28 protein-coding genes are annotated in these 24,680 nt (G+C 46.9%); 16 read left to right on the top strand and 12 right to left on the bottom strand.

Going from position 1 to position 24,680, the window contains the following annotated elements; translation table 11 throughout:
• Positions 1-59 precede the first annotated feature (59 nt).
• From M3152_RS11685 to M3152_RS11670, 4 genes are all read left to right on the top strand, one after another.
• Complete coding sequence (locus M3152_RS11685) at positions 60-272, top strand: hypothetical protein (protein WP_251695380.1); 213 nt, start codon at positions 60-62, stop codon at positions 270-272.
• A gap of 35 nt (positions 273-307) precedes the next feature.
• Positions 308-901 (top strand): DNA-3-methyladenine glycosylase, encoded by a 594-nt coding sequence (locus tag M3152_RS11680; protein WP_251695379.1) that lies wholly within the window; start codon positions 308-310, stop codon positions 899-901.
• A 61-nt stretch (positions 902-962) separates the two neighbouring features.
• Positions 963-1,478: a type 1 glutamine amidotransferase domain-containing protein gene (locus tag M3152_RS11675; protein ID WP_251695378.1), complete on the top strand. Its 516-nt coding sequence runs from the start codon at positions 963-965 to the stop codon at positions 1,476-1,478.
• A 200-nt stretch (positions 1,479-1,678) separates the two neighbouring features.
• Positions 1,679-2,734, top strand: coding sequence for a YkvI family membrane protein (locus M3152_RS11670; protein WP_251695377.1), 1,056 nt, complete (start codon positions 1,679-1,681; stop codon positions 2,732-2,734).
• A 44-nt stretch (positions 2,735-2,778) separates the two neighbouring features.
• On the opposite strand, the gene hmpA is transcribed toward M3152_RS11670, so the two are convergent.
• Positions 2,779-3,963: an NO-inducible flavohemoprotein gene (gene hmpA, locus M3152_RS11665; protein WP_251695376.1), complete on the bottom strand. Its 1,185-nt coding sequence runs from the start codon at positions 3,961-3,963 to the stop codon at positions 2,779-2,781.
• Between the two features lie 163 nt (positions 3,964-4,126).
• Here hmpA and M3152_RS11660 point away from each other — a divergent pair, with 163 nt between their 5' ends.
• Both M3152_RS11660 and M3152_RS11655 read left to right on the top strand, forming a co-directional pair.
• Positions 4,127-4,570: an RrF2 family transcriptional regulator gene (locus M3152_RS11660; RefSeq protein WP_251695375.1), complete on the top strand. Its 444-nt coding sequence runs from the start codon at positions 4,127-4,129 to the stop codon at positions 4,568-4,570.
• 37 nt (positions 4,571-4,607) lie between these two features.
• Positions 4,608-5,534 carry a manganese-dependent inorganic pyrophosphatase gene (locus M3152_RS11655; protein WP_251695374.1) on the top strand — a complete coding sequence of 309 codons (927 nt, stop codon included), beginning with the start codon at positions 4,608-4,610 and terminating at the stop codon, positions 5,532-5,534.
• 203 nt (positions 5,535-5,737) lie between these two features.
• Here the strand turns inward: M3152_RS11655 and M3152_RS11650 are convergent, their stop codons facing one another.
• Entirely contained in the window at positions 5,738-7,114 is a 1,377-nt protein-coding gene (locus M3152_RS11650) for an FAD-dependent oxidoreductase (protein WP_251695373.1), read from the bottom strand.
• 104 nt (positions 7,115-7,218) lie between these two features.
• On the opposite strand from M3152_RS11650, the gene M3152_RS11645 reads away from it, so the two are divergent.
• A complete protein-coding gene (locus M3152_RS11645; protein ID WP_251695372.1) occupies positions 7,219-7,869 on the top strand; it encodes a DsbA family oxidoreductase in 651 nt (216 codons plus the stop codon).
• Positions 7,870-7,940: 71 nt separating this feature from the next.
• Here M3152_RS11645 and M3152_RS11640 read toward each other — a convergent pair whose 3' ends face one another.
• Genes M3152_RS11640 through M3152_RS11610 form a run of 7 tightly spaced genes read right to left on the bottom strand, consistent with a single transcriptional unit; the run spans position 7,941 to position 13,731 of the window.
• The gene (locus M3152_RS11640; RefSeq protein ID WP_251695371.1) at positions 7,941-8,327 is read right to left on the bottom strand and encodes a Na+/H+ antiporter subunit G; all 387 of its coding nucleotides are present in this window, start codon (positions 8,325-8,327) and stop codon (positions 7,941-7,943) included.
• Positions 8,305-8,589, bottom strand: coding sequence for a Na(+)/H(+) antiporter subunit F1 (locus M3152_RS11635; protein ID WP_251695370.1), 285 nt, complete (start codon positions 8,587-8,589; stop codon positions 8,305-8,307). Before M3152_RS11635 ends, M3152_RS11640 begins: the two co-directional genes overlap by 23 nt.
• The gene (locus M3152_RS11630; RefSeq protein WP_251695369.1) at positions 8,586-9,068 is read right to left on the bottom strand and encodes a Na+/H+ antiporter subunit E; all 483 of its coding nucleotides are present in this window, start codon (positions 9,066-9,068) and stop codon (positions 8,586-8,588) included. The genes M3152_RS11635 and M3152_RS11630 overlap by 4 nt, the downstream gene beginning before the upstream one ends.
• Positions 9,069-9,091: 23 nt before the next feature.
• Positions 9,092-10,576 carry a Na+/H+ antiporter subunit D gene (locus M3152_RS11625; protein ID WP_251695368.1) on the bottom strand — a complete coding sequence of 495 codons (1,485 nt, stop codon included), beginning with the start codon at positions 10,574-10,576 and terminating at the stop codon, positions 9,092-9,094.
• Complete coding sequence (locus M3152_RS11620) at positions 10,569-10,907, bottom strand: Na(+)/H(+) antiporter subunit C (protein ID WP_251628135.1); 339 nt, start codon at positions 10,905-10,907, stop codon at positions 10,569-10,571. Before M3152_RS11620 ends, M3152_RS11625 begins: the two co-directional genes overlap by 8 nt.
• Before the next feature lie 3 nt (positions 10,908-10,910).
• On the bottom strand, positions 10,911-11,333 hold the full coding sequence (locus M3152_RS11615) for a Na(+)/H(+) antiporter subunit B (RefSeq protein WP_251695367.1): 423 nt from the start codon (positions 11,331-11,333) through the stop codon (positions 10,911-10,913).
• Positions 11,320-13,731, bottom strand: coding sequence for a Na+/H+ antiporter subunit A (locus M3152_RS11610; RefSeq protein WP_251695366.1), 2,412 nt, complete (start codon positions 13,729-13,731; stop codon positions 11,320-11,322). The genes M3152_RS11615 and M3152_RS11610 overlap by 14 nt, the downstream gene beginning before the upstream one ends.
• 285 nt (positions 13,732-14,016) lie before the next feature.
• On the opposite strand from M3152_RS11610, the gene M3152_RS11605 reads away from it, so the two are divergent.
• Positions 14,017-14,691 (top strand): histidine kinase, encoded by a 675-nt coding sequence (locus M3152_RS11605; protein WP_251695365.1) that lies wholly within the window; start codon positions 14,017-14,019, stop codon positions 14,689-14,691.
• A gap of 58 nt (positions 14,692-14,749) precedes the next feature.
• On the opposite strand, the gene murB is transcribed toward M3152_RS11605, so the two are convergent.
• Positions 14,750-15,661: a UDP-N-acetylmuramate dehydrogenase gene (gene murB, locus M3152_RS11600; protein WP_251695364.1), complete on the bottom strand. Its 912-nt coding sequence runs from the start codon at positions 15,659-15,661 to the stop codon at positions 14,750-14,752.
• A 299-nt stretch (positions 15,662-15,960) separates the two neighbouring features.
• On the opposite strand from murB, the gene M3152_RS11595 reads away from it, so the two are divergent.
• Positions 15,961-16,488, top strand: coding sequence for a YceI family protein (locus M3152_RS11595; RefSeq protein ID WP_251695363.1), 528 nt, complete (start codon positions 15,961-15,963; stop codon positions 16,486-16,488).
• 234 nt (positions 16,489-16,722) lie between these two features.
• Here the strand turns inward: M3152_RS11595 and M3152_RS11590 are convergent, their stop codons facing one another.
• Positions 16,723-17,766 (bottom strand): P1 family peptidase, encoded by a 1,044-nt coding sequence (locus M3152_RS11590; protein ID WP_251695362.1) that lies wholly within the window; start codon positions 17,764-17,766, stop codon positions 16,723-16,725.
• A 250-nt stretch (positions 17,767-18,016) separates the two neighbouring features.
• Between M3152_RS11590 and M3152_RS11585 the strand changes: the two genes are divergently transcribed.
• The 3 genes from M3152_RS11585 to M3152_RS11575 are packed head-to-tail and all read left to right on the top strand — an operon-like array spanning position 18,017 to position 21,613.
• Entirely contained in the window at positions 18,017-18,388 is a 372-nt protein-coding gene (locus tag M3152_RS11585) for an ArsR/SmtB family transcription factor (RefSeq protein WP_251695361.1), read from the top strand.
• Entirely contained in the window at positions 18,369-20,477 is a 2,109-nt protein-coding gene (locus tag M3152_RS11580; protein WP_435371945.1) for a heavy metal translocating P-type ATPase, read from the top strand. Before M3152_RS11585 ends, M3152_RS11580 begins: the two co-directional genes overlap by 20 nt.
• A gap of 29 nt (positions 20,478-20,506) precedes the next feature.
• A complete protein-coding gene (locus M3152_RS11575) occupies positions 20,507-21,613 on the top strand; it encodes a GNAT family N-acetyltransferase (protein ID WP_251695359.1) in 1,107 nt (368 codons plus the stop codon).
• Positions 21,614-21,644: 31 nt separating this feature from the next.
• Here M3152_RS11575 and M3152_RS11570 read toward each other — a convergent pair whose 3' ends face one another.
• The gene (locus M3152_RS11570; RefSeq protein ID WP_153009923.1) at positions 21,645-21,800 is read right to left on the bottom strand and encodes a lmo0937 family membrane protein; all 156 of its coding nucleotides are present in this window, start codon (positions 21,798-21,800) and stop codon (positions 21,645-21,647) included.
• Positions 21,801-21,919: 119 nt separating this feature from the next.
• Here M3152_RS11570 and mntR point away from each other — a divergent pair, with 119 nt between their 5' ends.
• Genes mntR through M3152_RS11550 form a run of 4 tightly spaced genes read left to right on the top strand, consistent with a single transcriptional unit; the run spans position 21,920 to position 24,484 of the window.
• Positions 21,920-22,330, top strand: coding sequence for a transcriptional regulator MntR (gene mntR, locus M3152_RS11565; RefSeq protein ID WP_251695358.1), 411 nt, complete (start codon positions 21,920-21,922; stop codon positions 22,328-22,330).
• A 20-nt stretch (positions 22,331-22,350) separates the two neighbouring features.
• The gene (locus tag M3152_RS11560; RefSeq protein ID WP_251695357.1) at positions 22,351-23,211 is read left to right on the top strand and encodes a CvfB family protein; all 861 of its coding nucleotides are present in this window, start codon (positions 22,351-22,353) and stop codon (positions 23,209-23,211) included.
• A gap of 58 nt (positions 23,212-23,269) precedes the next feature.
• Entirely contained in the window at positions 23,270-24,157 is an 888-nt protein-coding gene (locus M3152_RS11555; RefSeq protein WP_251695356.1) for a DUF1002 domain-containing protein, read from the top strand.
• A gap of 45 nt (positions 24,158-24,202) precedes the next feature.
• On the top strand, positions 24,203-24,484 hold the full coding sequence (locus M3152_RS11550; RefSeq protein ID WP_251695355.1) for a GNAT family N-acetyltransferase: 282 nt from the start codon (positions 24,203-24,205) through the stop codon (positions 24,482-24,484).
• Positions 24,485-24,680 lie beyond the last annotated feature (196 nt).

The raw sequence follows: 24,680 nt of genomic DNA, 5'->3' as shown, positions 1-24,680 counted from the left end.
CATAGTTGCAACATTAGGGGATAAATAAGGTTGAAGAACATTAGCGGAGGAAAATTGAAATGGCAGCCAAGAAATCGCTGGCGGATTATCAAAGAGAATATGAGGACATCATCTTTGCAGACCGGCCAAAAAGGGATATGCTGTTGGCCGGTTTAATGACGGAGATGAAAAAGCAATTCAAGATCCCTATGCCACGAAATAAAGACTGGGAAAGAGAGAACCCGGAAATTGCAGCGATGTACAGGAAGTTACTGATAACAAGATCACTGTAAAATAACGGAGAGATTCGAACGTGAGGAGGATTCGGATGTACAAGCCGATTGATAAATCATTTTTTGAACCGCATGTGCTGGAGCTGGCGCAGAACCTTGTCGGGCAATATATTGTGCATGAGCATCCGGATGGCGTGATTGCTGCAAGGATCGTGGAGACGGAAGCGTATCAAGGACCTGAGGATCGAGCCGCCCATAGTTTCGGAAACCGGCGGACGAAACGGACGGAGATCATGTTCGGCGCGCCAGGGCTTGTGTATACGTATCAAATGCACACACATACGTTGATGAATGTCGTGAGTGGCCCCATAGGAACTCCGCATGCCGTACTCATCCGTGCAGCGGAACCGGTTGATGGGCTTGAGCTGATGCAGGACAACCGGGGTCCGCATTTGAAGATGAAGGACTGGACAAATGGCCCTGGCAAGCTTTCGAAAGCACTCGGCGTCTCGATGAAGTATTACGGACATCATTGGGCGGACAAGCCGCTGTTCATTGCCGAAGGGCCGGGAGCAGTCGAGATTGAAATGGGTCCCCGTGTCGGAATCGGGAATTCCGGTGAAGCTGTCCATTATCCTTGGAGATTCTTTGAAAAGGATAATCCTTACGTCTCAAAGTATCGCCCTTAAGTTTAGCTGCCCTCCAGTGTGGAATAGTAGTAAGGGTAGAAACAAGAAAGGATGATAGACTATGGCTAAAATTGCTACGGTAATCACGAATCTATTCGAAGACTCGGAGTACACGGAGCCGGCGAAGGCGTTCGAGGAAGCTGGACATGAAGTCGTCACGATCGAGAAGGAAGCCGGCAAGGAAGTGAAGGGCAAGCAAGGGGAGTCAACAGTCAAAGTAGACCTCGGAATCGGCGATGCTTCGCCTGAAGACTTCGATGCTCTGTTCATTCCAGGTGGATTTTCACCGGATCAGCTGCGTGCGGATGACCGCTTCGTCCAATTCGCGAAAGCGTTCATGGACGCTAAGAAACCGGTTTTCGCCATCTGCCATGGACCTCAGCTGCTGATTACGGCAAAGACGTTGGAAAGCCGCGACGCGACGGGATACAAATCCATAAAAGTCGATATGGAATATGCAGGCGTGAACTATGCGGATAAGGAAGTCGTCGTTTGCCAGAATCAATTGGTCACAAGCCGGACTCCAGACGATTTGCCGGCATTCATCCGGGAATCAACAAAATTACTAGAAAAATAATAATCGATAACAGGACCGTTCCTTAACTGGGACGGTTCTTTTTTGTCAAATAACGGAATATAAAAATAAAGAAAAATCTTTTATTGAACTGAGGTGAATACCGTGTTAAATTAAAACAATACAAATCTCTTCATGTTGAGAAGTCGGATTATTTGGCCTATGAAAGGTTTTTTTACGGGGATTTCGAGGGGGAAAATAGTATGAAAAAGATACTGAAAATGGGAAGTGCTTTCATCGGAATCATCGTCGGTGCCGGCTTTGCTTCAGGGCAGGAAATACTGCTGTACTTTACGAGTTTTGGATTCATGGGAATTGTTGCAGCAGTTATATCCACAATTCTTTTTGCTTATTTGGGAATGGTGTTAACGAGGATTGGAAGCCGGATGCGTACGACTTCCCATAAGGAAGTCATCTACAAAATCAGTGGACGGTACGTTGGAATAATTGTCGACTTCGTCATTATTTTTACGTTATTCGGTACAGGCGTCGTCATGTTGGCAGGGGCGGGTTCCAATCTGAATCAACAATTTGGATTGCACCCCATCATAGGAACGATCGTAATGGTGCTCCTTGTCTATTTGACGATCTTGCTGAATGTCGATAAAGTTGTTGCCGTTATCGGGAGTATTACGCCATTTCTGATTTTGGCGGTCGTTATCATTTCAGTTTATTCATTGGCGACGATGGATCAGCCGTTCAGCTCATTGAATCAAACCGCTATCGCACTGGAGACGCCGTTGCCGAACTGGTTTTTTTCCGCGATTAACTATGTATCCTTCAACATTACTGTAGGTGCTTCAATGGCTTTGGTTATGGGTGGAGCTGAGAAGGATGAAAAATCCGCTGCAATTGGCGGTTTGGTTGGCGGATTAGGATTGGGGATTCTAATTATCCTGAGCCATTTGGCCATTTTCTCCAAAGTGGATGTTGTAGGGGATGCAGACCTGCCGATGCTTGCCATCATCAATGATATTTCCCCTATACTTGGGACTTTCATGGCGTTCATTCTTTATGGAATGATTTTCAATACGGCTGTTAGTATGTTTTATGCTTTCGGTGCGAGGTTCGTCAAGATTGACACGGATAAATTTAGGGTTTTTGTCTTGATTACATTGGTTGTCGGATTTGCACTGAGCTTCCGAGGCTTTAAGGAGTTGGTCGGCGATTTCTATCCGATTGTCGGGTATTCCGGTCTATTCCTAGTAGGGGCGCTCATTGTTGCGTCATTCAGGCTTCCGTCGATACTGCGTAGATAATCGTAAAAGCGCGTTTCTCTCGTTTGAGAGACACGCGCTTTTTCTTATGCGTTTTGTAATTCCAGTTGTTCTTTCGGTCCGAAGAACTCAAAGTGGATTTTATCTTCCGAGACTCCGTTTGCATGCAATGCAGAGATGACGGCTTGCATGAACGGTGTTGGTCCGCAGACGAATACGTCGCTGCCTTCCGCTACATGTTTCGCCAAGAATTCGCGGGTAATGAACCCGTCGCCTTCTTCGGAATAAAGTACTTCGTATTTTGCGTTTGAAAGTGATTCTGTCACGTTGCGCAATACTTCATCGAACGCTTGATGCTTGCGTGTACGTGCTGAATGAAGGAATGCGACTTGCCGTTCCGGTGAAACACTTGCAATCGTTTCGTACATCGCCATCATCGGTGTGATGCCGACACCGCCGCTAATCAATGTGACAGGAGTAGTGCTTTCTGTATCCAAATAGAAGTCTCCCGCTGGTGCGCTCACTTCGATTGTATCGCCGATGTTCATGTCTCTGTGAAGGTACGTAGAAACTTTTCCGTTCGGTACACATTCGTCTTCGCGTTTCACTGAAATACGGAACATTTCGTTTCCAGGTGCTTGTGACAAGCTGTATTGACGATTCAATGTGTATTCGTCCCCAGGGATGCGGAGTCGGACTGTGATGTATTGGCCAGGCTTGTACGTAGGCAGTTGTCTGCCATCGGCTGGTTGTAAATAGAAGGAAGTGATGACGTCGCTCTCTTGAACTTTATTGGCAATGACGAAATCCTTGAATGTTCTCCATCCTGTTGCTTCTTCTGTTTCATCGTACATTTCTTTCTCGATGCCGATAAATGCGTCAGCAATAACTCCGTATGCCTCTCCCCAAGCGCCGATGATTTCAGGAGTAGCTGCGTCTCCGAGCACTTCTTTAATCGCTCCGAGGAGGTGATAACCGACGATTGGATAATGTTCTGCTTCGATTCCTAACGAACGGTGTTTATGAGCGATTTGGACGACTGCAGGGATGATCGCTCCAAGATTGTCGATGTTAGCAGCAGCAGCATAAACGACATTGGCAAGTGCTGTTTGCTGACGGCCCTGTGATTGGTTTGCATGGTTGAAAATATTTAATAACTCTGGATGAGCTGCGAACATGTTTTTATAGAAGACTGTTGTAATTGTTTTGCCGTGCTGCTCAAGAACGGGAACTGTAGATTTTACGATATCAATTGTTTGTTGGGATAACATAAGGTGCACAACCTTTCTTGTTTTGTTAATTCCACTATAAATCATTTTCTTCACCAAAGGTATATATTAAATACATCTTTGTATTTGGTGTGCGATTTTGGACACATTTCTTTCACGATACCGCCATAATCGTTATAATAGGTTGGTGAATGGATGTGAAATTATGCGGTTAACATTATATACAGATTATTCCCTGAGGGTGTTAATGTATTTAGGTACAAAGGAAACTGGGGAGTTGTCGACAATACAGGAGATATCGGATCGGTACAATATATCGAAAAACCATTTGACAAAGGTCGTCCACGAATTAGGGAAGATGGGGCTTATCGCAACCGTGCGAGGACGAGGCGGCGGTATTCGTCTGAACGTAAGGCCAGAAGAAATAATTGTTGGGGAGCTCGTGCGGAAAACGGAGGATGATTTTTATCTTGTCGAATGTTTCCGTGAGGATGGCAATCAGTGCATCCTTTCTTCTGCATGCAGATTGAAGGGCGCATTGCATGAAGCACTCGCCGCATATTTGGCGGTGTTGGACAAGTACACGATTGCCGATTTTTTAGTGAATAAAGAAGAACTGGCAGCAATTTTGTTAGGCGACCCTTTATGATAGAATAAAAAAGGAATATACCTGTAGGAGGATTATGATGGGGAAAGTATTAGTATTTGGACATAAAAACCCTGATACCGATTCGATTACGTCGGCGATCAGCTATGCTTATTTGAAACAACAGCTTGGAATGGATGCGGAAGCTGTGCGTCTTGGCTCCATTTCAGGTGAAACTGCTTACGCGCTAAGTCAATTCGGTTTTGAAGCTCCGCGATTGATTGAAAAAGCGGCACCGGAAGCACAGCAAGTCATCCTTGTCGACCATAATGAAAAGCAGCAGAGCGTCGATGATCTGGACGAGGTGCAAGTCATCGAAGTTGTGGATCATCACCGGATTGCTAATTTCCAGACGGCAGATCCGCTCTATTACCGTGCTGAACCAGTTGGTTGCACGGCGACCATTTTGAAAAAGCTTTATAAGGAAAATGGCGTCGACATTCCAAAGGATATTGCGGGACTCATGCTTTCGGCAATCATTTCCGATTCACTGCTTTTTAAATCGCCGACATTTATGGAAGAGGATCGCGCAGCGGCTGAAGAATTGGCTGCGATTGCAGAAGTGGATGCGCAAGTGTATGGTCTTGAAATGCTAAAGGCGGGCGCAGATTTGAGCGGAAAGTCGCTTGAAGAACTTGTTTCGCTTGATGCAAAGGAATTCACGATCGGCAATGCGAAAATTGAAATCGCGCAAGTGAACGCAATTGAAGTCAATGATGTCATGAGCCGCCAAGCTGAAGTGGAAGTTCTATTGAACAGCATCATCGAAGAAAAAGGGTTGGACTTGTTCCTGTTCGTCGTAACGGACATCCTGAACAATGATTCGACTGTCATTGCGCTCGGTAAATCCGCTGAACGCGCTTGTGCTGCATTCAACGTCGCTTTGACGAACAATACGGCTACCTTCAAAGGTGTCGTCTCCAGGAAGAAGCAAATTGTACCTGTTTTAACAGAAGCATTGAAATGAAATAATGAAGGTTGTGCTCTTTTTAGAGGCACAACCTTTTTTATTTTGAGCGATGAAAACTTATCGTTCATTTCCCGGCGGATATCGATCATTTCCTGGAAGTTATCGATCAATTTCCGGTAGTTATCGGTCACTTTTCAAGAGTTATCGTCATTTCGGGACCTTTGACTCATCGAAATAGCGATGAAGTTTGAGTAACACAATTAGCCCAAATCCAATGGCTTCGTTGCAGGGCCTTCGAGGACGGAGCCATCCCTCCGGAAACGGGATCCATGGCATGGACAATCCCACGTCTGGTCGGCTTCATTCCATCGCGTCCTGCACCCCATATGAGTGCACACAGGGGAGTTGGTCCTTGAAATATGGCCGCCAGTGAATTCTTTCAGCACAAGCCCCGTATTCTTCAAAGCTTGAACGAGGAACGAGCCGAAGCCTGTACGGTCGGGAGCATAGAGCGAAGCGGCCCTGTTCTGCCGGCCGACAATCTGGTCGCTGATAATACGCGCACTGGCAAGCGAATTGGAAAGTCCCCATTTCCTAAACCCCGTATTTAAATAGACATATGGCATGCTCGTCGAAATGCATCCTGCATATGGAATGAGGTCAGGTGTCTGCGGATCCTGTGCAGACCACCCATATTTCATCGCGTCAAGCTGATAGACATCCCCCAATTCGGAGGACAATGTTTCATAATGCACTTGCGTCTCTTTTTCCATTCCGGCCTGATGCCCCTCGCCGGATAAGAGGAAATGTGTTTTTCCATCGATATAGGCAGTCCTAACCGAGCGCTTCGGATTGTCGACCGAAATATACTGCCCGGTTAACGGCATATTCGCTGGGGCGGAAACGATATAGGAACGGCCGACGATCAATTTCAGAATCTGCAATCCCCTCAGCGCCTCTATTGGATAATGGGTGCATAGAACAAGTTCATTGAATCGAACTTCGTTTTCAGAATTTGTGTAAAGCAGCCGTTTTTTCAAATCCATGAGCCGGACATCCGAATTTTCGAATATGCGGGCTCCTGCTTGAACGGCCATTTTTGCTAAATGTTGCCCGAACCGTACGGGATGGATCTGTGTTTCGTCTTTCACCGTCAACATCAGTTCGGTTTTCAAAGGAAGCTCGCTATTCCTGCTAAGTTCCCCTATAATTCCGATGTCGTCATACGCCTTTTTTTCATCCCGAAGCCGTTCGGTTCCATATTTGGACTGTGCAAAAAGGATGGAATCTGCATTCCGTAACTCGTCCCCTTCTGCAAAAGTTCGTCCGAACAGGGCAGCTTGCCGGTTCACTTCATAATAAACCTTTGCATTTTCACGTCCGAACTGCTTGATCAAGTCTGCATAGACGACGTCATGCTGCACGGTCAGTTTTCCAGTCGAATTGCCTGTAGCCCCGCACAGGATTTCGTCTTTCTCAAGCAGGATGACGTCTTTTCCTTCTTTCGCTAGAAAATAGGCGTTTGCAATTCCGCTCAACCCTCCTCCAATAATGCAAACATCACATGATAGGTCTTTATCCAAAGCGGGGTATGAATCCCGCGGGTAAGCAGTCTTTAGCCATAGTGAATTGTACATGATATAGCCCTCCAATTAATCTTCGATAACGATGGCAGCAGGCATATTCATTGTTGCCATTTTGATTGGAATCTAAAATGAAAGAAGAAAGGTGGTCGTAATTTATGAAAATAGAAATCTGGTCAGACTATGTTTGCCCATTTTGTTACATTGGAAAAAGGAGATTGGAGGAAGCATTGAGAGCGACGGACTTAGAAGGCAAGGCCGAGGTCGTGTTCAAAGCATACCAATTGGATCCGAACACGCCTGTAGGGGCGGGAAGTCCGGTGCCGGAAGACTTGTCGAAGAAATACGGCATCAGCTTGGATGAAGCGAAAAAGATGTTGGACAATGTTGCAGCTCAGGCGAAAACAGTCGGACTCGACTTTGATGTCGACAGCATGAAGGGGGCGAACACGTTCAACGCACATCGACTCGCCAAACTCGCCGAAACGGAAGGCAAGGGGGACGCAGTATCGGAGCGCCTGCTGCAAGGCCACTTCGTGAGTGGGGAAGCAGTCGACAACGAAGATACGTTGCTCGCCATTGCTGAAGAGGCGGGAATTTCGAAAGAACGCGCAGAGCAGATCCTTCAATCCGATGAATTTGCCGATGACGTGAAAAGAGATATCGAAGAGGCAGGGCAAATCGGAGTAAAAGGCGTTCCATTCTTTGTCATCAACCGCAAATACGCCATCTCAGGAGCACAGCCAGTCGAAGCCTTCGCGGAAGCATTAAAAAAAGTTGCAGACGAAGAAGGAATTCAACCTAATTAAAAGTGCCCCGGAAAGCGTCCGCCTGAAGCGGAAATCAACTTTTTTACTCAGCAATAAAAAAAACGACGGTTCTAGCTTTTTTCGCTAGAACCGTCATTTTGGCTTTCATCCTTATATAAAACCTCGTACAACTCATCTTCTGTTGATATATCCGCGAGCTTCACCTTCGAGCGGTACGCAGCACGGACAATCAAATGACCTGCCACAGGCGCTGTGAGAAACACAAAAACGATACCGAGAAGCACACGCACGCTGACAAACTGCTCACGGAACAAGAAATATAGAAAAGTACCAGACAGCGTTAACAAAACTGCCAGAGTGGAACTCTTCGTCGCAGCGTGTGATCTCGTATAGATATCCGGCAATCGGATAAGCCCGAAGGCACTAATGACACTCGCAATTCCACCCGTTAAAATTAGCACAGCCCCTATGAATTCACCGATCTCGTTTACGCTCAACGATGACACCCCTTTCAATAGATTTCGAAAAGGCGATCGTTCCGATGAATGAAAGAATCCCTAAAATCAAAATGACCTCCAAGAAGGCTTTTGTCTTCAACATGATTGAAACAACAGCGATCATCGCTATCAAATTGACCCCGACCATATCAAGTGCAATGACCCGGTCCGGCATGGATGGGCCGAGGATGATCCGGAGGACGGCAATGGAGATGGTGATGGAAAAAAGGACGAGTGATATCGTCATCATCGTTTCAATCATCGTGTCACCTCCATAATCGCTTTTTCAAAGTTTTTCAGTTGTTTAATCAAACCATCCCTGGATTGCTCGACGTCCATCGCATGGATATAAAGCATATTGCCTTCAGGCGATACTTCCATGACGACAGACCCCGGTGTCAAGGTGAGGAGAAGCGACAGCATCGTCACTTCCACATCGCTCTTCAAAACAGTTTCATATTTAAAGATGCCCGGTTTGATTTTCAACGTCGGGCTTAAAATCTGCCGCAATACGACGATGCTCGACTGCGTCAATTCCGAGATGAAAATGAAAAGCAATTTAATTGAATAAAATAACCGGCGTAAATAGAATTGTGTGCCGAAAAAACGGTGCATGAAAAAGATGATTCCGATTCCAACGAGGAAACCGGCAAAGAACGTCGTAAATCTCAATTCATCTTCATCCATCAATGTCATCCATAAAAAAGCGATGAACAAATTCAGTAATAACTGGGCTGGCACTCGCCTTCACCTCAACTTTCCGCTTAACGATTTCCTTGTAAGACAGCTTCGATATAGATTTCCGGATTCATAAGCGTCCTCGCTGCATCACTGACATACGGAGCAAGACCCTCGACACCGATTCCGATAGCGACTGTCATAATTGCAAATAGGATGCATGGAACGAGCATCCCTTTTTTCAATGGAACGTCGTCGTCTTCATTGATGATCGTCTCTCCCCAAAAGCAATTCAGGAAGATGCGCAACAGCGAATAGAGGACGGAAATGCCCGATGCAAAAGCTACGATTAACAGTGCAAAGGAGCCCGATTCAATTGCTCCTTGCCCGATGAACACCTTGCCGATGAACCCGCTTAACGGTGGAATTCCCGCTAACGATAGCATCGTGATGAAGAAGAGCCAACCGAGTGCCGGATAGTTCCGAATCAAACCGCTCATCTCTTCGATCTTCGTTTTACCCGTCAAATAGATCATCGTTCCCGCTAGAAGGAACAGTAACGCTTTGACGATCATGTCATGAATTAAATAAAAGATGGCTCCTTGAAAAGCAATCTCTGAGGAAATTGCAAGCCCGGCCAAGATGAAACCAACCGCGATCACGACATTGTACGAAACGATTTTGCGGATGTCGTTATACGCAAGTGCACCGACACTTCCACCGATCATTGTAAGAATTGCCATCACACCGATCGCGGTATGCGTAATAATTGGTTCGTGATAAAAAATGAGGGTGAAGACGCGGAACAACGCGTACATCCCCACCTTTGTCAACAATGCGCCGAAGAGGGCCGCTATCACAGTCGGGGGCGCACTATATGATCCAGGCAGCCAGAAATAAAGGAGCAGTCCCGCCTTCAAACTGAAGACAATTAAAAAGATAAGACTGATTACCGTCAGCAGCGGGCCTTGTCCCACCTCTGCGATCCGGACTGATAGATGGGCCATATTCAGTGTGCCGATTGTTCCGTATAAATAGGCGATCCCCATTAAGAAGAACCATGAGGATAGGACATTGATCGTGACGTATTTGATTGATTCGATCAGCTGAACCTTCCTGCCCCCCATCGTAATGAGCACGTAAGAGGAGAGGAGCATCACTTCGAAACAGACGAATAAATTGAACAGGTCCCCTGTAAGGAATGAGCCGTTGACGCCCGCCACAAGGAAGAAGACGAACGGATAAAAGAACATATGCTCAAACTGCTGTCCAATGGACGAAAAAGCATAGATAAGAAGGATACCTGTCACGATCGAAGTCGTAACGACAAGCAGCATGGAAAATGAATCTGCAACGAATAAAATGCCGTAGGGAGGAATCCAGCCTCCGAAATCGAGCCGTAATATCCCTTCCTGCTGAATTTGGTATAGAATAACTAAACTGACAGCCACTGTCGCAATGCTCGACAGGATGCTGAGAACACGCTGTGTCTTCGTGTAATGGCGTAAAAAAACGAGGATGATCCCTGTTAGCAAAGGGATGATCATCGGCATGGCGATTATGTTATTCATCTTCGAACCCCCTTAATTCCTGGAGGTTATCCGTTCCAGTCTTTTTGTATGTACGGTAAGCAAGTACAAGTAGAAATGCTGTTACTGCAAAGCTGATGACGATTGCTGTCAGGATCAGCGCCTGTGGCAAAGCATCCGTATAGCTTTCCGCATTCTCGCCGAGCAACGGTGCACTGCCTTTCTTCAATCCTCCCATAGTCATCAAGAGCAGATGCGCTGCGTGAGACAGGACGGCTGTCCCTAAAATCACACGAATCAAATTGCGGGACAGCAGCAAATAGACAGCGATCATTACAAGAAAGCCAACAAGTATGGTCATTAACGTTTCCATCTGCTACACATCCTCACTAATGGTTGAAATAATCGTCACGACGACACCGACAACCGTCAATGCCACCCCCGCCTCGAACACGAGGACTGTCGACAGTTCCGTCTCTCCGAAAACGGGTAAATTGAAATGTCCGGCAGCCTGTGTAAGGAAATGCTTGCCGAACAGGACTGAACCAATGCCTGTACCGACGGCAAGAAATGCCCCTAATGCCGCGATTTTTTTGAAGTCGAACGGAATGCCTTTATGCACCGTATCAATATCATGAACTAAATAAAGCAGAACGAATGCGGAGGAGAGGACAAGACCGCCAATGAAACCGCCGCCCGGATTGTTATGCCCCGACAAGAACAGCTCAACGCCGAACGTCAATATGATGAATACGACGATTTTCGTTACTGTTTGCAAAATGACATCATTGATCTTCAAAATCCTGCCCCTCCTTTCGCGTTTTCAACTTAATAAGTGTGAACACGCCGATTCCTGCAATGAACAGCACAACGACCTCCAACATTGTATCGAACGCTCGGAAATCTCCTAAGATTGTATTGACAATATTTTTACCGCCTGCAAGTTGGTACGAATCTTCAAAGTAAACCGATATGGATTCAAACATTTTATTCCCCTGAACGGTGAGGGCGAGAACCGTCACAATCGTTCCCGCAGCGAAGGCAATCAACCCGTTCAACACTTTTGTTCCGATCGGCGAACGCTCCTTCTTCCAATCAGGCAAAAAGTAGAAGCACAGGAGGAACAGGGCGGTTGTCACCGTTTCAACGACGGCTTGGGTCAATGCTAAATCAGGCGCCCGGAAGACGACGAAGAAGAAGGCGATGGAATAGCCGAGCACACCATTTAAAATAATCGCTGTCATCCGGGATTTTGCGAATAGCATGGAAAGGCCAGCAACCGCCATGGCGAGCACAATAAGATATTCGTTTGCCGTAACCGGTGCATCATTCGAGAAGTCGAACGTATAGGAACCCGTATAAACAATCGCCCCTCCAACAACTACGATAAAGAAGGAGAAGATATAGACGAGATAGTCTTTCAAATACCCTTTCATATAAAGGCGGGTAAAGAAGTGAGATGCTTTTTCCAGCAAGATCAAATTTGCATTGAAGGCTGCATCCAAGTTCCAAGTCATAGGGGCGATCGTATAAATGCCTCTCCAGTAACGATAGAATTTGTATAGGACAGCACCTAGAATGATGACTCCGATTGTCATCAACAATGCAGGGCTATTGAAGCCGTGCCACGCAACGATTTGCGGCGTCAAACCTTCAGCGCCCTCGAGTGTTGGGTAGACCGCAGCCATTGCAGGGCGCAGCAAGTAGTTTCCGATACTATTCGGGAAGAAGAAGATCCCGATGACCAGAATTGCCAAAATGGAAGGCGCAAGGAGCATTCCGAAAGGAGCTTCCCTCGACGGTTTCTCTATCCGTTCAGGTTGGAATTCCCCGAAAAACGTTTGGAATACGATAATCATGCTGTAAACGAATGTGAAGACACTGGCAAGCCAAGCAACTATGAGGAAAATTGTTCCCATCGTGCCCACATCAAAAAGCTCCAGATTACGTGCATTCACTAATGACTCAAAAAACATTTCCTTACTTAAAAATCCATTGAACGGAGGCAACCCGGCCATTGAAAAGCTGCCGATCAAAGCGATGCTGAACGTCACTGGCATGAAAGCCATAAGCCCGCCTAATCTGCGGACATCCCGCGTCCCTAGTTCATGGTCGAGAATTCCGACAACCATGAAGAGGGCTCCTTTAAAGGTGGAATGGTTGATGAGATGGAACAGTGCAGCAAATGTGGCTTGCGCGTAAATGATTGAATTTGCACTATGACCTTCATTGAGCGCAGCGGAGCCGAGGCCGAAAAGACTCATGACCAAACCGAGCTGACTGATTGTCGAATAAGCGAGCAAGGCCTTTAAATCCGTTTGCTTTACGGCGTTGAACGATCCCCAGAACAAGGTGAAGATCCCCACGCTGCTAACGATGTAAAACCAGGTCATCTCACCTCCGAAAATGGGAGTGAAACGTGCTACCAAATAGATGCCCGCCTTGACCATCGTAGCTGAGTGCAAATAAGCACTGACCGGTGTAGGTGCTTCCATCGCATCCGGCAGCCAAATATGAAACGGGAACTGGGCGGACTTCGTAAATGCCCCGAGTAAGACGAGCAGCATGGCGAATACAAAGAGAGGCTCGTCCGTATACTGACCAATCGTGACTACTATCTCACGTACACTGTACGTGCCTGTCATAGTATGTAGCATAATGAATCCGGCAAGCATCGCAATTCCGCCCGATACTGTAATGAGCATGGACTTTTGCGCGCCGTACCTTGATTTTTTCCGGTGGTACCAGAAGGCGATCAGCAGGAAAGAAGAAATGCTCGTCAATTCCCAAAAAACGTACAACACCATAAGATTATCGGAAAAAACGACTCCGAGCATGGCGCCCATGAACAGGAGAAGGTACACGTAAAAGCGTCCTAACGATTCCCGTTCGGATAAATAATAGATGGAGTAAAGGATGACCAAACTGCCGACACCCGTAATGAGAAGGCCGAATATTAAACTGAGGCCATCAAGATAAGTTGTAAAGTGGATCCCGGCAGATTCAATCCATCGGAACGTATGTGTATACGTTTCCCCTTTTGCAATAGAAGGGATAAAGCTTGCAAGCGTTACAAAAAGCAAGAGTGGAACAAGCAAGACAAACCAACCGATTTTCCTGCTTTGTATCCTTTTATAGAGAAAGGGAACGAAAATGGCAGCTATAAAAGGGATGAATATGGATAATGAAATTGTCAAACAGGTAACCTCCTGAAAAAAGGGATTTCGATGTCTTATGTAAATTTTTTCTTGATTGATGGGATAGGCTTGACTCGCGACAGAACTGGGGACATAATAGGTAGCTACAGATACCATTAGAAAAAGTTCATAAATAGAATTATACACTAAACGGATTTCCGTCGCACTTTGAGACATTTACATCTTGTCAGCCACTCATCTTTTATGTATAATATTATGGTTTTCAATTGTAAATACAAATTGCGATACAGTGAACGAAAATAAATGTAAGAGGTGACTACGGTCATGGGCAAAGTAAAAGGTCGTATGGACGAAGCAATACTTGTTTGTGTCTACTACGGTCCAAATGGCGAACGTCTCATTAGACGTGGACATAAAATGGCATCCATCATCGATTGTCCACTATATATATTAACGATTGACCCATTGCCATTCGATGAATTTGACGCCGAGAAATCCGAGTATATCGAGAGATGGCAGGAACTTGCCAAAGAGCTCGATGTTGAAGACTTCATCATTATGGATAATGAAAAACGGCCGGTTGCCAAGGCGATCAAAGAAGTAGCTCACAAACATAATATTACGCAGATCATTATCGGTCAAACTGCCCAGAGCAGATGGGAAGAGATCACAAAAGGATCATTCATGAACGTGTTGCTGCGCGAAATAACATTTGTTGATTTCCATGTCGTCTCCGTTGATCGGGCGATTAAAGATGAAATTGAAGGCATGTTCGAAAAAGGAGTGCGGGCTTATTTAGTCGAAGAAGGGGAGGGCTTTCGAATTAGCTTCACCCTTTCAAAAGAGGCGCGCTTCGAAGGTATTTTCTTTAAGGAAATCGGAACAGATTTCAATAACGGGATCTTCAAATTCATGAACAATAATAAAATGTGTCAAGTGCAGATTACAGATGACAGAGTTACCGAAGCAACTCAATTTGTCTGTAAAATCGAGCAGTGAACTTAATTATAAGCGGATGACCGGTTACTGGTCATCCGCTTTTGTTTTCCACTATTGTTTATTCTTCTCCTACAATCTTCACTTCCAGCTCCAAGTCAACGTCGAATTTCTTCTTCACTTCCGCCTTTACCATATTGATTGTATTAATGTAATCGGAAGCGGTCGCTTTATTTTTATTAATAATGAAGCCCGCATGCTTCGTCGACACTTCCGCTCCACCATGGCCTCTTCCTTGCAGGCCGCAATCTTGGATCAATTTCCCTGCGAAATAACCCGGCGGCCGTTTGAACACACTTCCCGCGGACGGATATTCGAGCGGTTGCTTCGATTCACGTTGGAACGTCAAGTCCGCGACTTTTGCATCGATTGCTTCCTTGTCTCCCTCTGCCAGTTCGAAATCAGCGGACAATACATAATACCCTTCAGACGTAATGATGCTTTTCCGATAGCCGAGCTCCAACTCATCCTTCGATAGAACAAGGCGTTTACCAGTCTTTGTAAGAACCGTGCACTGCACAATAATATCTTTAATTTCTCCGCCGTAGGCTCCTGCATTCATAGCCATCGCACCACCGATGGAGCCGGGTATTCCACATGCGAATTCAAGACCTGTCAACGATTCCTCTGCAGCGCGTCTTGAAACGTCGATAATGAGTGCTCCTGCTTCTGCGTGGACCTTATTGCCATCCACTTCAATTGCATCCAGTTTCGACAGATGAAGGACGATGCCGCGCACGCCGCCATCCCTCACGACCATATTCGACCCGTTGCCTAATAATAAAAGCGGAATTCCATTTTCATATGCATACCGCACCGTCTCTTCCGTTTCCTCGATAGTCCCCGGAATGACGAGTATATCTGCAGCTCCGCCAAGTTTTGTCATTGTATATTTGTTTAATGGTTCATCTATCCGTAGTATGCCATCTTTAATAATTCCGCGTAGTTCCTCTAACCACTGATGCTTCGACATCAACATCCAGTCCCTTCAATTCTAATGCGCTGAAAACCTTCTCTTTTTATTGAATCAAAAGAAGCCTTCACTTTTATAAGTATGCTAGCTATCCGGTGTTTTGACAAGAAATAATAACCGAGGCATTCCGAATAGCAATTAAAGGAATATTTATCTTGACTTCAAGACATATTCGAGTTATTATTTGGAATATATCTTGGAATGAAGATATTTTTGCTTGCGAGAATGTTTTCATGACTGCAGGTATACGGAATAGGGAAATGAAATGCAACGAAAAAATGGGAAGGGTGGATGGTAACATGGCAACATGGAAAGTGGACGCGTCACACACAAGTGTAGGTTTTTCAGTAAAGCATATGATGGTTTCAAAAGTAAAAGGAAGTTTTGCAGGAGTCGAAGGGACAATTGAGGGGAGTCCTGAAGATTTGACAGGTGCACAAATCAATTTCACTATCGATGCAACTTCCATTAATACAAATAGCGAAGACCGAGACAATCACCTTCGTTCAGGCGACTTTTTCGCTACAGAACAATTTCCTCAACTAACTTTCGTCTCTACGGATATCGTGAAAACAGGCGATGATGAGTACGAAGTGACAGGTGATCTGACAATCAAGGACGTAACGAAGAAAGTTACATTTGAAGCAGAATTCGGAGGCACAGGAACAAACCCATGGGGCGTTCAAGTTGCTGCATTCGAAGTCGAAGGGAAAATCTCCCGCAAAGAGTTCGGTCTCACATGGAACCAAGCACTCGAAGCGGGCGGCGTACTCGTAGGCGACGACATCAAGATCTCAATCGACCTGCAAGCAAACCCTGCTCAATAATTATATATAGCAAACGGCACGCATGAGGTGTAAACTCATGCGTGCCGTTTTTTTATTGCCGTGAATCGATGCTAGGGTCCATTCTATGTTCACCAGGGTCCATTCTTTCTAGCAATGGCTCATTTATTTGAACAAGGGCTCAATTAATCGCGCAAGGGCTCCATTATTTGCTCAAGGGCTCAATTAATCTCACAAGGGCTCCATTATTTCACCAAGGACTCAATTATCACCCACTCACTCCTCAACAAATGGCCATCGTTCCACAGTCCGTCCATGCCTTCCGGTTGTCGTCTCTGCATGCATCAATGATTGATATACCGCTTCCTCCGTCGCCTCGATGACTGCCTTGAAAAGTTCGTTCATCACTTTGGCGTCATCACGCAGCAATGTATAGCTCACCGTATCACCGCTTCCGCTCGAATGCGGAATCGTATAGGCGTTCGAGAAGGCGATGATGATGTCGCCGCTGCCGTTATGGATATGGGAGCCGGTACGACCGAGGCCGATGGAGGCGCGTTTCGCAAGTCGCTTCAACTGCCGGCTGTCCACCGGTGCATCCGTTGCGACGATGATCATAACGGAGCCGTCCGGTTTTTCGCTTTGCATTTCGCTGGATGGCTTTAAGTTGTCTTGCGCTGTCGTCATTTGCATTTTATTCCGCGCAAGCCATTCATCAATCAGACATTCTTCCGGATTGCCGAAATTCGTCAACGTCAGCACGCCGACTGTGAATGAATCCCCGTCGTGAGGGACAACCCTTGAAGAAGATCCAATCCCGCCTTTTCGACCGAAGCAGATCATCCCTTTCCCTGCACCGACATCGCCTTGTTCAAACGAACCGGCACTCGCTTCGCGGATTGCTTCAATGGCATGCTCCGGACGGACCTTCAACGAACGCATCGCGTTCAAATAGCTGTCATTGCATTCGCCGACTACGATGTTCAATGAACTGGTGGAATCCCCGATGGCGGTATTCTCCTCGAGCATATGCCTCAACGTCCCTTCCAGCACCGCGCCAACGCTGAATGTATTGGTAAGCATGATGGGGGATTCGATGACACCAAGTTCCTCCACCTGGAGAAGTCCGGCTGATTTGCCGAAACCGTTCAATACGAAACTCGCCGAGGGCACTTTCTGTTCGAAGCAATTTCCTTCATGGGGCAAGATGGCTGTGACCCCTGTGCAGGCGCTATCTGTGCCGGGCTCCTCTTTCAACGTTACATGGCCGACCGCCACACCTGGCACGTCCGTAATAGCATTCCATTTTCCTTTTAACATTTATTCCACACTCCGTTTCACTTGATGGTCCGATGTGGTCCCTCACTCTACTATGCCACTTTAAGACTGATGCATCCCGCTGCTTCTCCTGCAGCAATTTTATAGGAATAATTATCAACTTCCATGCGAATGTCTAAAACCCTTTATTTCTAAATGAAATAAACAATCAAATGTTTGTTTGATTGTCCTTGCAATCAGAAAAGTGTACACATATACTATAATCAAACGAACATTTGAATGAGGTGCCGAAATGAAAGTCAAAGATACATGCGAAGTAACAGTTGTCCATGAGGAAGTAGTCGAGAAAGTTCAAAAAGGACTGCCGGATGTCGGCGGCATGGTGCGAATATTTAAGGCGCTCGCAGACGAAACGAGATTGAAAATCGCCTATTCTCTCACGCTCGAGGAGCAGATGTGCGTCTGTGACGTGGCAGCGGTCATCGGCGCATCTAATGCGACGGCGTCCCATCATCTTCGCTATTTGCGGGAGCATAGTCTTGCGAAATCAGAGCGCAAAGGGAAGATGGTTTATTATTCATTGGCGGATGGCCATGTTTATGACCTTGTAAAGATTGCCCACGATCACGCCTCGGAAAAGGAGGATGAGCCGGATGACCACTAAAACGGAGTACAGACTCGAGAATCTCACTTGTGCAAACTGTGCAATGAAATTCGAAAACAACGTGAAAAGCATCCCCTCCGTTTCTGAAGCAACGGTCAACTTTGGCGCATCCAAGCTTTCTTTCACAGGCGAAGCGACGATGGAGGAGCTCCAGGCGGCAGGTGCATTCGATGGTATTCAAGTCGTCCCTTTGGCGAAAAGGAATACTGAGCCGAAAATTCCGTTTTACCAAAGGAAAGAAAATATCGTCACATTCTTGTCCCTATTGTTCGTCATTGCGGGGATGTATTTCACCTATCGGGACGTCCCGCATCCGACAGTAGCAACTGGACTGTTCGCAGCCGCCATCCTGATCGGCGGGACGGGAATGTTCATCACAGGCATCAAGAACCTTGTACGACTTGATTTTGACATGAAGACGTTGATGACGATCGCGATTATCGGAGCGGCAATCATCGGTGAATGGCAGGAAGCGGCTGTCGTCGTGTTTTTATTCGCAGTGAGTGAAGCGCTTGAAGCATACTCCATGAATAAAGCGCGTCAATCGATCCGCCAGCTCATGGATATCGCCCCTGCGTCCGCGCTTGTGAAAAGGAATGGCGGCATGATGGAGCTTCCGACGGAGGATATCCGAGTCGGCGATATCCTAATCGTGAAACCAGGGCAGAAAATTGCGATGGACGGCATCGTTCTGAGTGGGCAATCGACTATCAATCAGGCGGCGATCACAGGGGAATCGGTCCCCGTGTTGAAACAGCAGGACGACGAAGTGTTTGCGGGGACGTTGAATGAAGAAGGTGCGCTGGAAGTGACCGTGACAAAACTCGTCGGGGATACGACCATCGCCAAAATCATCCACCTCGTCGAGGACGCCCAAGCAGAGAAGGCGCCGTCACAGAAGTTCGTCGATCGATTCGCGAAATACTATACGCCGATCATTATCGGCATTGCCATTTTAGTCGCCATCGTCCCGCCTCTTTTCGGAGGAGAGTGGCATACGTGGATTTACCAAGGGCTCGCGGTGCTTGTCGTCGGCTGTCCTTGCGCACTCGTCGTATCCACGCCTGTCGCCATCGTGACGGCGATCGGAAATGCCGCCCGCCAAGGAGTCCTCATTAAAGGAGGCGTCTATCTTGAAGAGATGGGGCGCATTACTGCGGTCGCCTTCGACAAGACGGGCACGTTGACAAAAGGATATCCTGAAGTGACGGATTTCATTACTGAGGGTGGGGAGAAGCGGAATATACTGCAAGCGGTCGCTGCGGTCGAATCGATGTCCCAGCATCCGTTGGCACGGGCGATTGTCGATTATGCGAAAGAACAAGGCGAAGGATTAGCGGATATCCGGAACTTCCAGTCGGTCACCGGGAAAGGGGCCTTCGGGGAAGTGGATGGTGCTCTAGTCCACGTCGGGAGCATGAAATGGGCGGCAGAGCTTGCTGAACTGCCTCCGAAAATGAAAAAACGCGCAGAAGGCTTGCAACAGGAAGGGAAATCCGTCATGGCGGTTCTCTTCAATCATGAATTCCAGGCATTGATCGCAGTGACGGATCCATTGCGGGAGGAAAGTGCTGATGTCCTGCGTCAATTGAAGGGAGTCGGCATCCGGCATACGGTCATGCTGACGGGTGATGATGAGCGGACAGCTGAAGCAATTGCAACAATTGCTGGTGTGACGGATGTCCGTGCGGGACTCATGCCGGAGGACAAATTGACTGCCGTGAAAGGATTGATCGGTCATTATGGCCGGGTCGCGATGGTCGGCGACGGCATTAATGACGCTCCTGCATTAGCCGCTTCTTCAATCGGGATCGCCATGGGAGGAGCAGGAACTGACGCCGCTCTAGAGACGGCGGATATCGCATTGATGGCGGATGATCTCCGACAATTGCCGTATACGATGAAATTAAGCCGAAAAACGTTGCAGATTATTAAAGAAAATATTATGTTTGCAGTAGGCTTAAAAATTGTAGCGCTGCTTTTGATCATCCCTGGATGGTTGACTTTATGGATTGCAATCTTTGCAGATATGGGAGCGACGTTGCTCGTCGTTTTGAATTCACTTAGATTGTTGCGGATCCATAAGTAAAGTACGCAGCCCGGACGGGGGGAATTGGAATGAAATTGCGGGAATGGACGATGGAGGAACAGGAACAGCTCATCCATTTTTTAACGACGAATACATGGCCGTTTCATGGAAATGCACATCCGGAACGTGAATTGATCGAAAAGACGATCGAAGAAGGCGGTTATGAATCGGATGAAGTGAAGACGTTCTGGGTGCAAAACGAGGAAGAAGATATTGTAGGAATCGTGAAGATCCATGATTTGCAGGATGAAATTCCGCTGTTCGATTTACGGATTGCTGATCGTTATAGAGGATTCGGATATGGACCGAAAGCGCTCCGCCTCATTACGGAGTTCGTGTTCGGCATGCCGGAGGAGAAGATCCGTCTGGAAGGCCATACGCGTCAAGATAACTTGGCAATGCGAAAGACATTCGAGCGCGCAGGGTTTGTTAAGGAAGCCCACTTACGCAAAGCGTGGTTCTCACCGAAAGAGAACTCGTATTATGACGCTGTCACATACGGGATGACGCGTGAAGACTTCCTGGCGGGAACGACAACTCCTGTCATGTGGGAAGATGCAGGCATCGGAGAAAAACCGAAAAAACGCATTCCGAATTTCCCGACTGAATTTGAGTCGGAGCGGCTCATCATCCGTATGCCTGAAGTGGAAGACGCTCTTGACGTGTGGAATGCGATGCGGAATTCCCAGCCTGCCTTAAAGGAATGGATGCCATTTGCACAAAAGGCGCCTGAGCTGCATGCGACAGAGGAGAATTTGCGGCAGGCGATTGCCGATTTCATTACACGGAAGGATTTACGGCTCCATATGTTTTCGAAAGAGACTGGCGAGTTTGTCGGGTCGACGGGACTTCACCGCATCGACTGGACAGTTCCGAAGTTTGAAATCGGGTATTGGCTGGATACGAAATTCGAAGGGCAGGGGCTTATGACAGAGGCGGTTGAACGTTTGACACGCTTCGCATTCGAGGATTTGCACGCTCGCAGAGTGGAAATCAGATGTGATGAGGAAAATGTGAAAAGCCGTTCTGTAGCTGAACGGGCAGGATTTGAGCTTGAAGGGACATTGAGATGCGATTCCCTTTCGGCGGATGGTAAGCAATTGCGGAATACATGCATTTATGGAAAAGTAAAATGAGAAAGGGTGCCACTAATTGGGCACCCTTTCTTCAAACTGATCGCCTGCCGGTTAATAACTGGATGACGAATATGATTCCTGCGATGACTAACAGAAGGTGGATAAGTCCGCCTCCGACTTTCATGACAAATCCAAGCAGCCAGAAGGCGATTAGTGCTACGATAATAATCCAAAGTATTTTACCCATTTTTTTCACTCCTTCGAAGTGGTATAGTGAATTTACCCGTAAGTTGGAACTTGTAAACTGCTTACATGCATGATTTATCATTAAATGGGCAGGGAATGTACATACTGGAGGTGGAATGATTGGCAACACCAAGTATGGAAGATTATATTGAACAGATTTATATGCAGCTCGAGGCAAGGGGAGAGGCCCGCGTCTCCGATGTAGCGGAAGCACTTTCGGTATTGCCTTCATCTGTAACAAAAATGGCGCAGAGGCTCGACCGTGAAGGGTATGTCGTCTATGAGCGCTATAGAGGATTGGAACTGACAGAAAAAGGCTTGACGTTCGGAAAGAAACTCGTCAGGAGGCATGAACTTCTCGAGCAGTTTCTCCGGATCATCGGCGTTGAGGAGAAGAACATCTATGGAGATGTTGAAGGAATCGAGCATCACTTAAGTTGGAATGCGATGGACCGGATTACGGATCTCGTCGAGGCGATGAAAGAAGACGAAGCTTTCGTAGAAAAACTGAAAAAACGGCAGAGCTACTAAATGGAAGAGGTAGATAACAAATGACAGAACATAAACCGGGTTTTATTGCCCAACTGACCGTAATTGGCCAGGAAGGATCAAGATGGGTGCTGGATGGCGGAGACGAGCAGGAGATTATGATCAATGCATCGGAATTCGAATCGCCTGTCGAAGAGGGGGATGACGTCGAAGTCTTCCTATATATGAACCGGCGTGGCGAATTGACAGCGACTGCTAATATCCCGAAGATGACATGCGAGTCATTCGGTTGGGGACGAGTGATCCGGATTGATGACAAGGAAGGCGCGTATGTAGATATCGGCTCCTCCTTCGAAGTGCTCGTGAATAAAGCGGACTTGCCGAGAGTGAAGGCATTATGGCCGAAGACGGACGATGAGCTGTTCATGACATTGCGCACCGATCTCGGCGGCAATATTTTCGGACGCCTCGCAACGGAGGAGAGGGTGTTGGAATTGATTGAGGATGCGCCTGAAACCACTTTCAATAAGAACTTGAAAGCAAGGGCATACCGTCTATTGCCAGTGGGATCGTTCTTTTTAAGCATTCCGGAAACGTATCGTATTTTTGTCCACCAGACGGAGCGGGAGCATGAGCCGCGTCTAGGTGAGGAAGTGGATATCCGGATTATTGATGTGCGCGATGACGGTACGCTAAACGGCTCGTTGCTGCCAAGGAAAGAGGAGCGCCTCGGAGATGATGCGGAAACTGTTTACCGTTACCTCAGCGATGTAGGCGGGAAAATGCCGTTTTCGGATAAATCGACTCCGGATGAAATTAGCGAGATGTTCGGGATGAGCAAAGGTTCTTTCAAACGGGCACTCGGCAAGCTGATGAAGGAAGGGAAAGTTACGCAAAGTGAAGGTTGGACTACTTTGAAATGAGAACTGGAACCTTTTTCAATGCACTTCGTACTACATCATAGTACAGGAGGGAAAGCTTATGAAAAGAATATTGATGGCAGCGGGCGCATTGCTGCTAGTGGTCGGGGGCTTGATGCCGACGTATGCGAAAGCCGATACGACCATTGATGAAAAATTAGGTGTGCCCATTGTTGTATTGGGTGCGAACTTGACAGACGCAGAGAAGGAAAGCGTTAAGAAGAGCTTGAAAGTTGAAGAGAATGCCGAAGTTGAAGAGATTACAGTCGATGGCAATGATCTTGTGAAATATATTAAAGACGGCAACAGCAAAGCGAGAATGTATTCATCTGCCAAAATTACTAGGCAGGATGAAGGGAAAGGCCTCGTCATTAAGATCGTCACGCAAGACAATATTACGCAAGTGACGAACGAGATGTATGCAACAGCGATGATGACGGCAGGAATCGAAGACGCGATCGTCGAAGTGGCGGCGCCGAAGCCGGTGACGGGGCACTCCGCATTGGTCGGGATTTATAAGGCATATGAAGTGTCCGGGGAGACGCTCGATACCGAGCGGACGGACGTTGCGAATGATGAGTTGAATTTGGCGACGAAGTTTGCGAAGGACTCGGGAATCGATCAGGACAAAGTGGCCGAGCTCCTGACGGAAATCAAAAAAGCGATTGCCGACAACAAGCCTGCGACGAAAGAAGAAGTCGAGAAAATTGTAAATGACCAATTGAAGAAGTTGAACATCGAGTTGAGCGAGGCTGATCGGCAATTGCTGATCGACTTGATGGACCGGATCCGGAATCTAGACATCGACTTTGGCAAGCTGTCGGAGCAATTATCCGATATGGCGACGACAATCAAAGAGAAGTTCGGCGATATCGATCCTGGTTTTTGGGATAAAGTACAACAGTTCTTTGCGGATCTTTTTGAATCAATCAAGTCATGGTTCAAGTGATATGCCCATGCGCTATGATAGAATATTGGAAAAGGAGATGATCTCATGGAATTTAAATTAGTTGAGCTTGGCGGAGACGCATTCGCGTTCAAGCATGAAAAGGACGGAAAGTTGCTAGCTGAAATCACATGGACACTTCTCGCCGATGTCATGGTCATGGATCATACGTATGTATCGGAAGACTTGCGAGGGCAGGGAGTGGCAAAGCAACTGCTCGACCGCGCAGCAGAATATGCCCGTGAAAAAGGGTATAAGATGGAAGCGGTATGCTCGTATGTAGTCACTGCGTTTAATCGATACAAGGAATATGACGATGTGAAAGCATAAGAACAAAAAAAGGCAATCCTTCAACGATTAAAGGATTGCCTTTTATTTATTTCGATATAGAATCAAAGTCCCCATGCAGTTGTGACGAAATATACGATGCCTGTTAGTACGGATGCGCCTGCGACAGTGTAGAACATGTCCGTCGAAGTGAACAGTAGATTTTTCCCCATATTTCATCCTCTCCTTTCGCTTATTG

It is taken from the genome of Sporosarcina luteola, from assembly GCF_023715245.1.
GTDB classification, from domain to species: Bacteria; Bacillota; Bacilli; order Bacillales_A; family Planococcaceae; genus Sporosarcina; species Sporosarcina luteola_C.
This window is presented reverse-complemented; position numbering and strand designations above follow the sequence as displayed.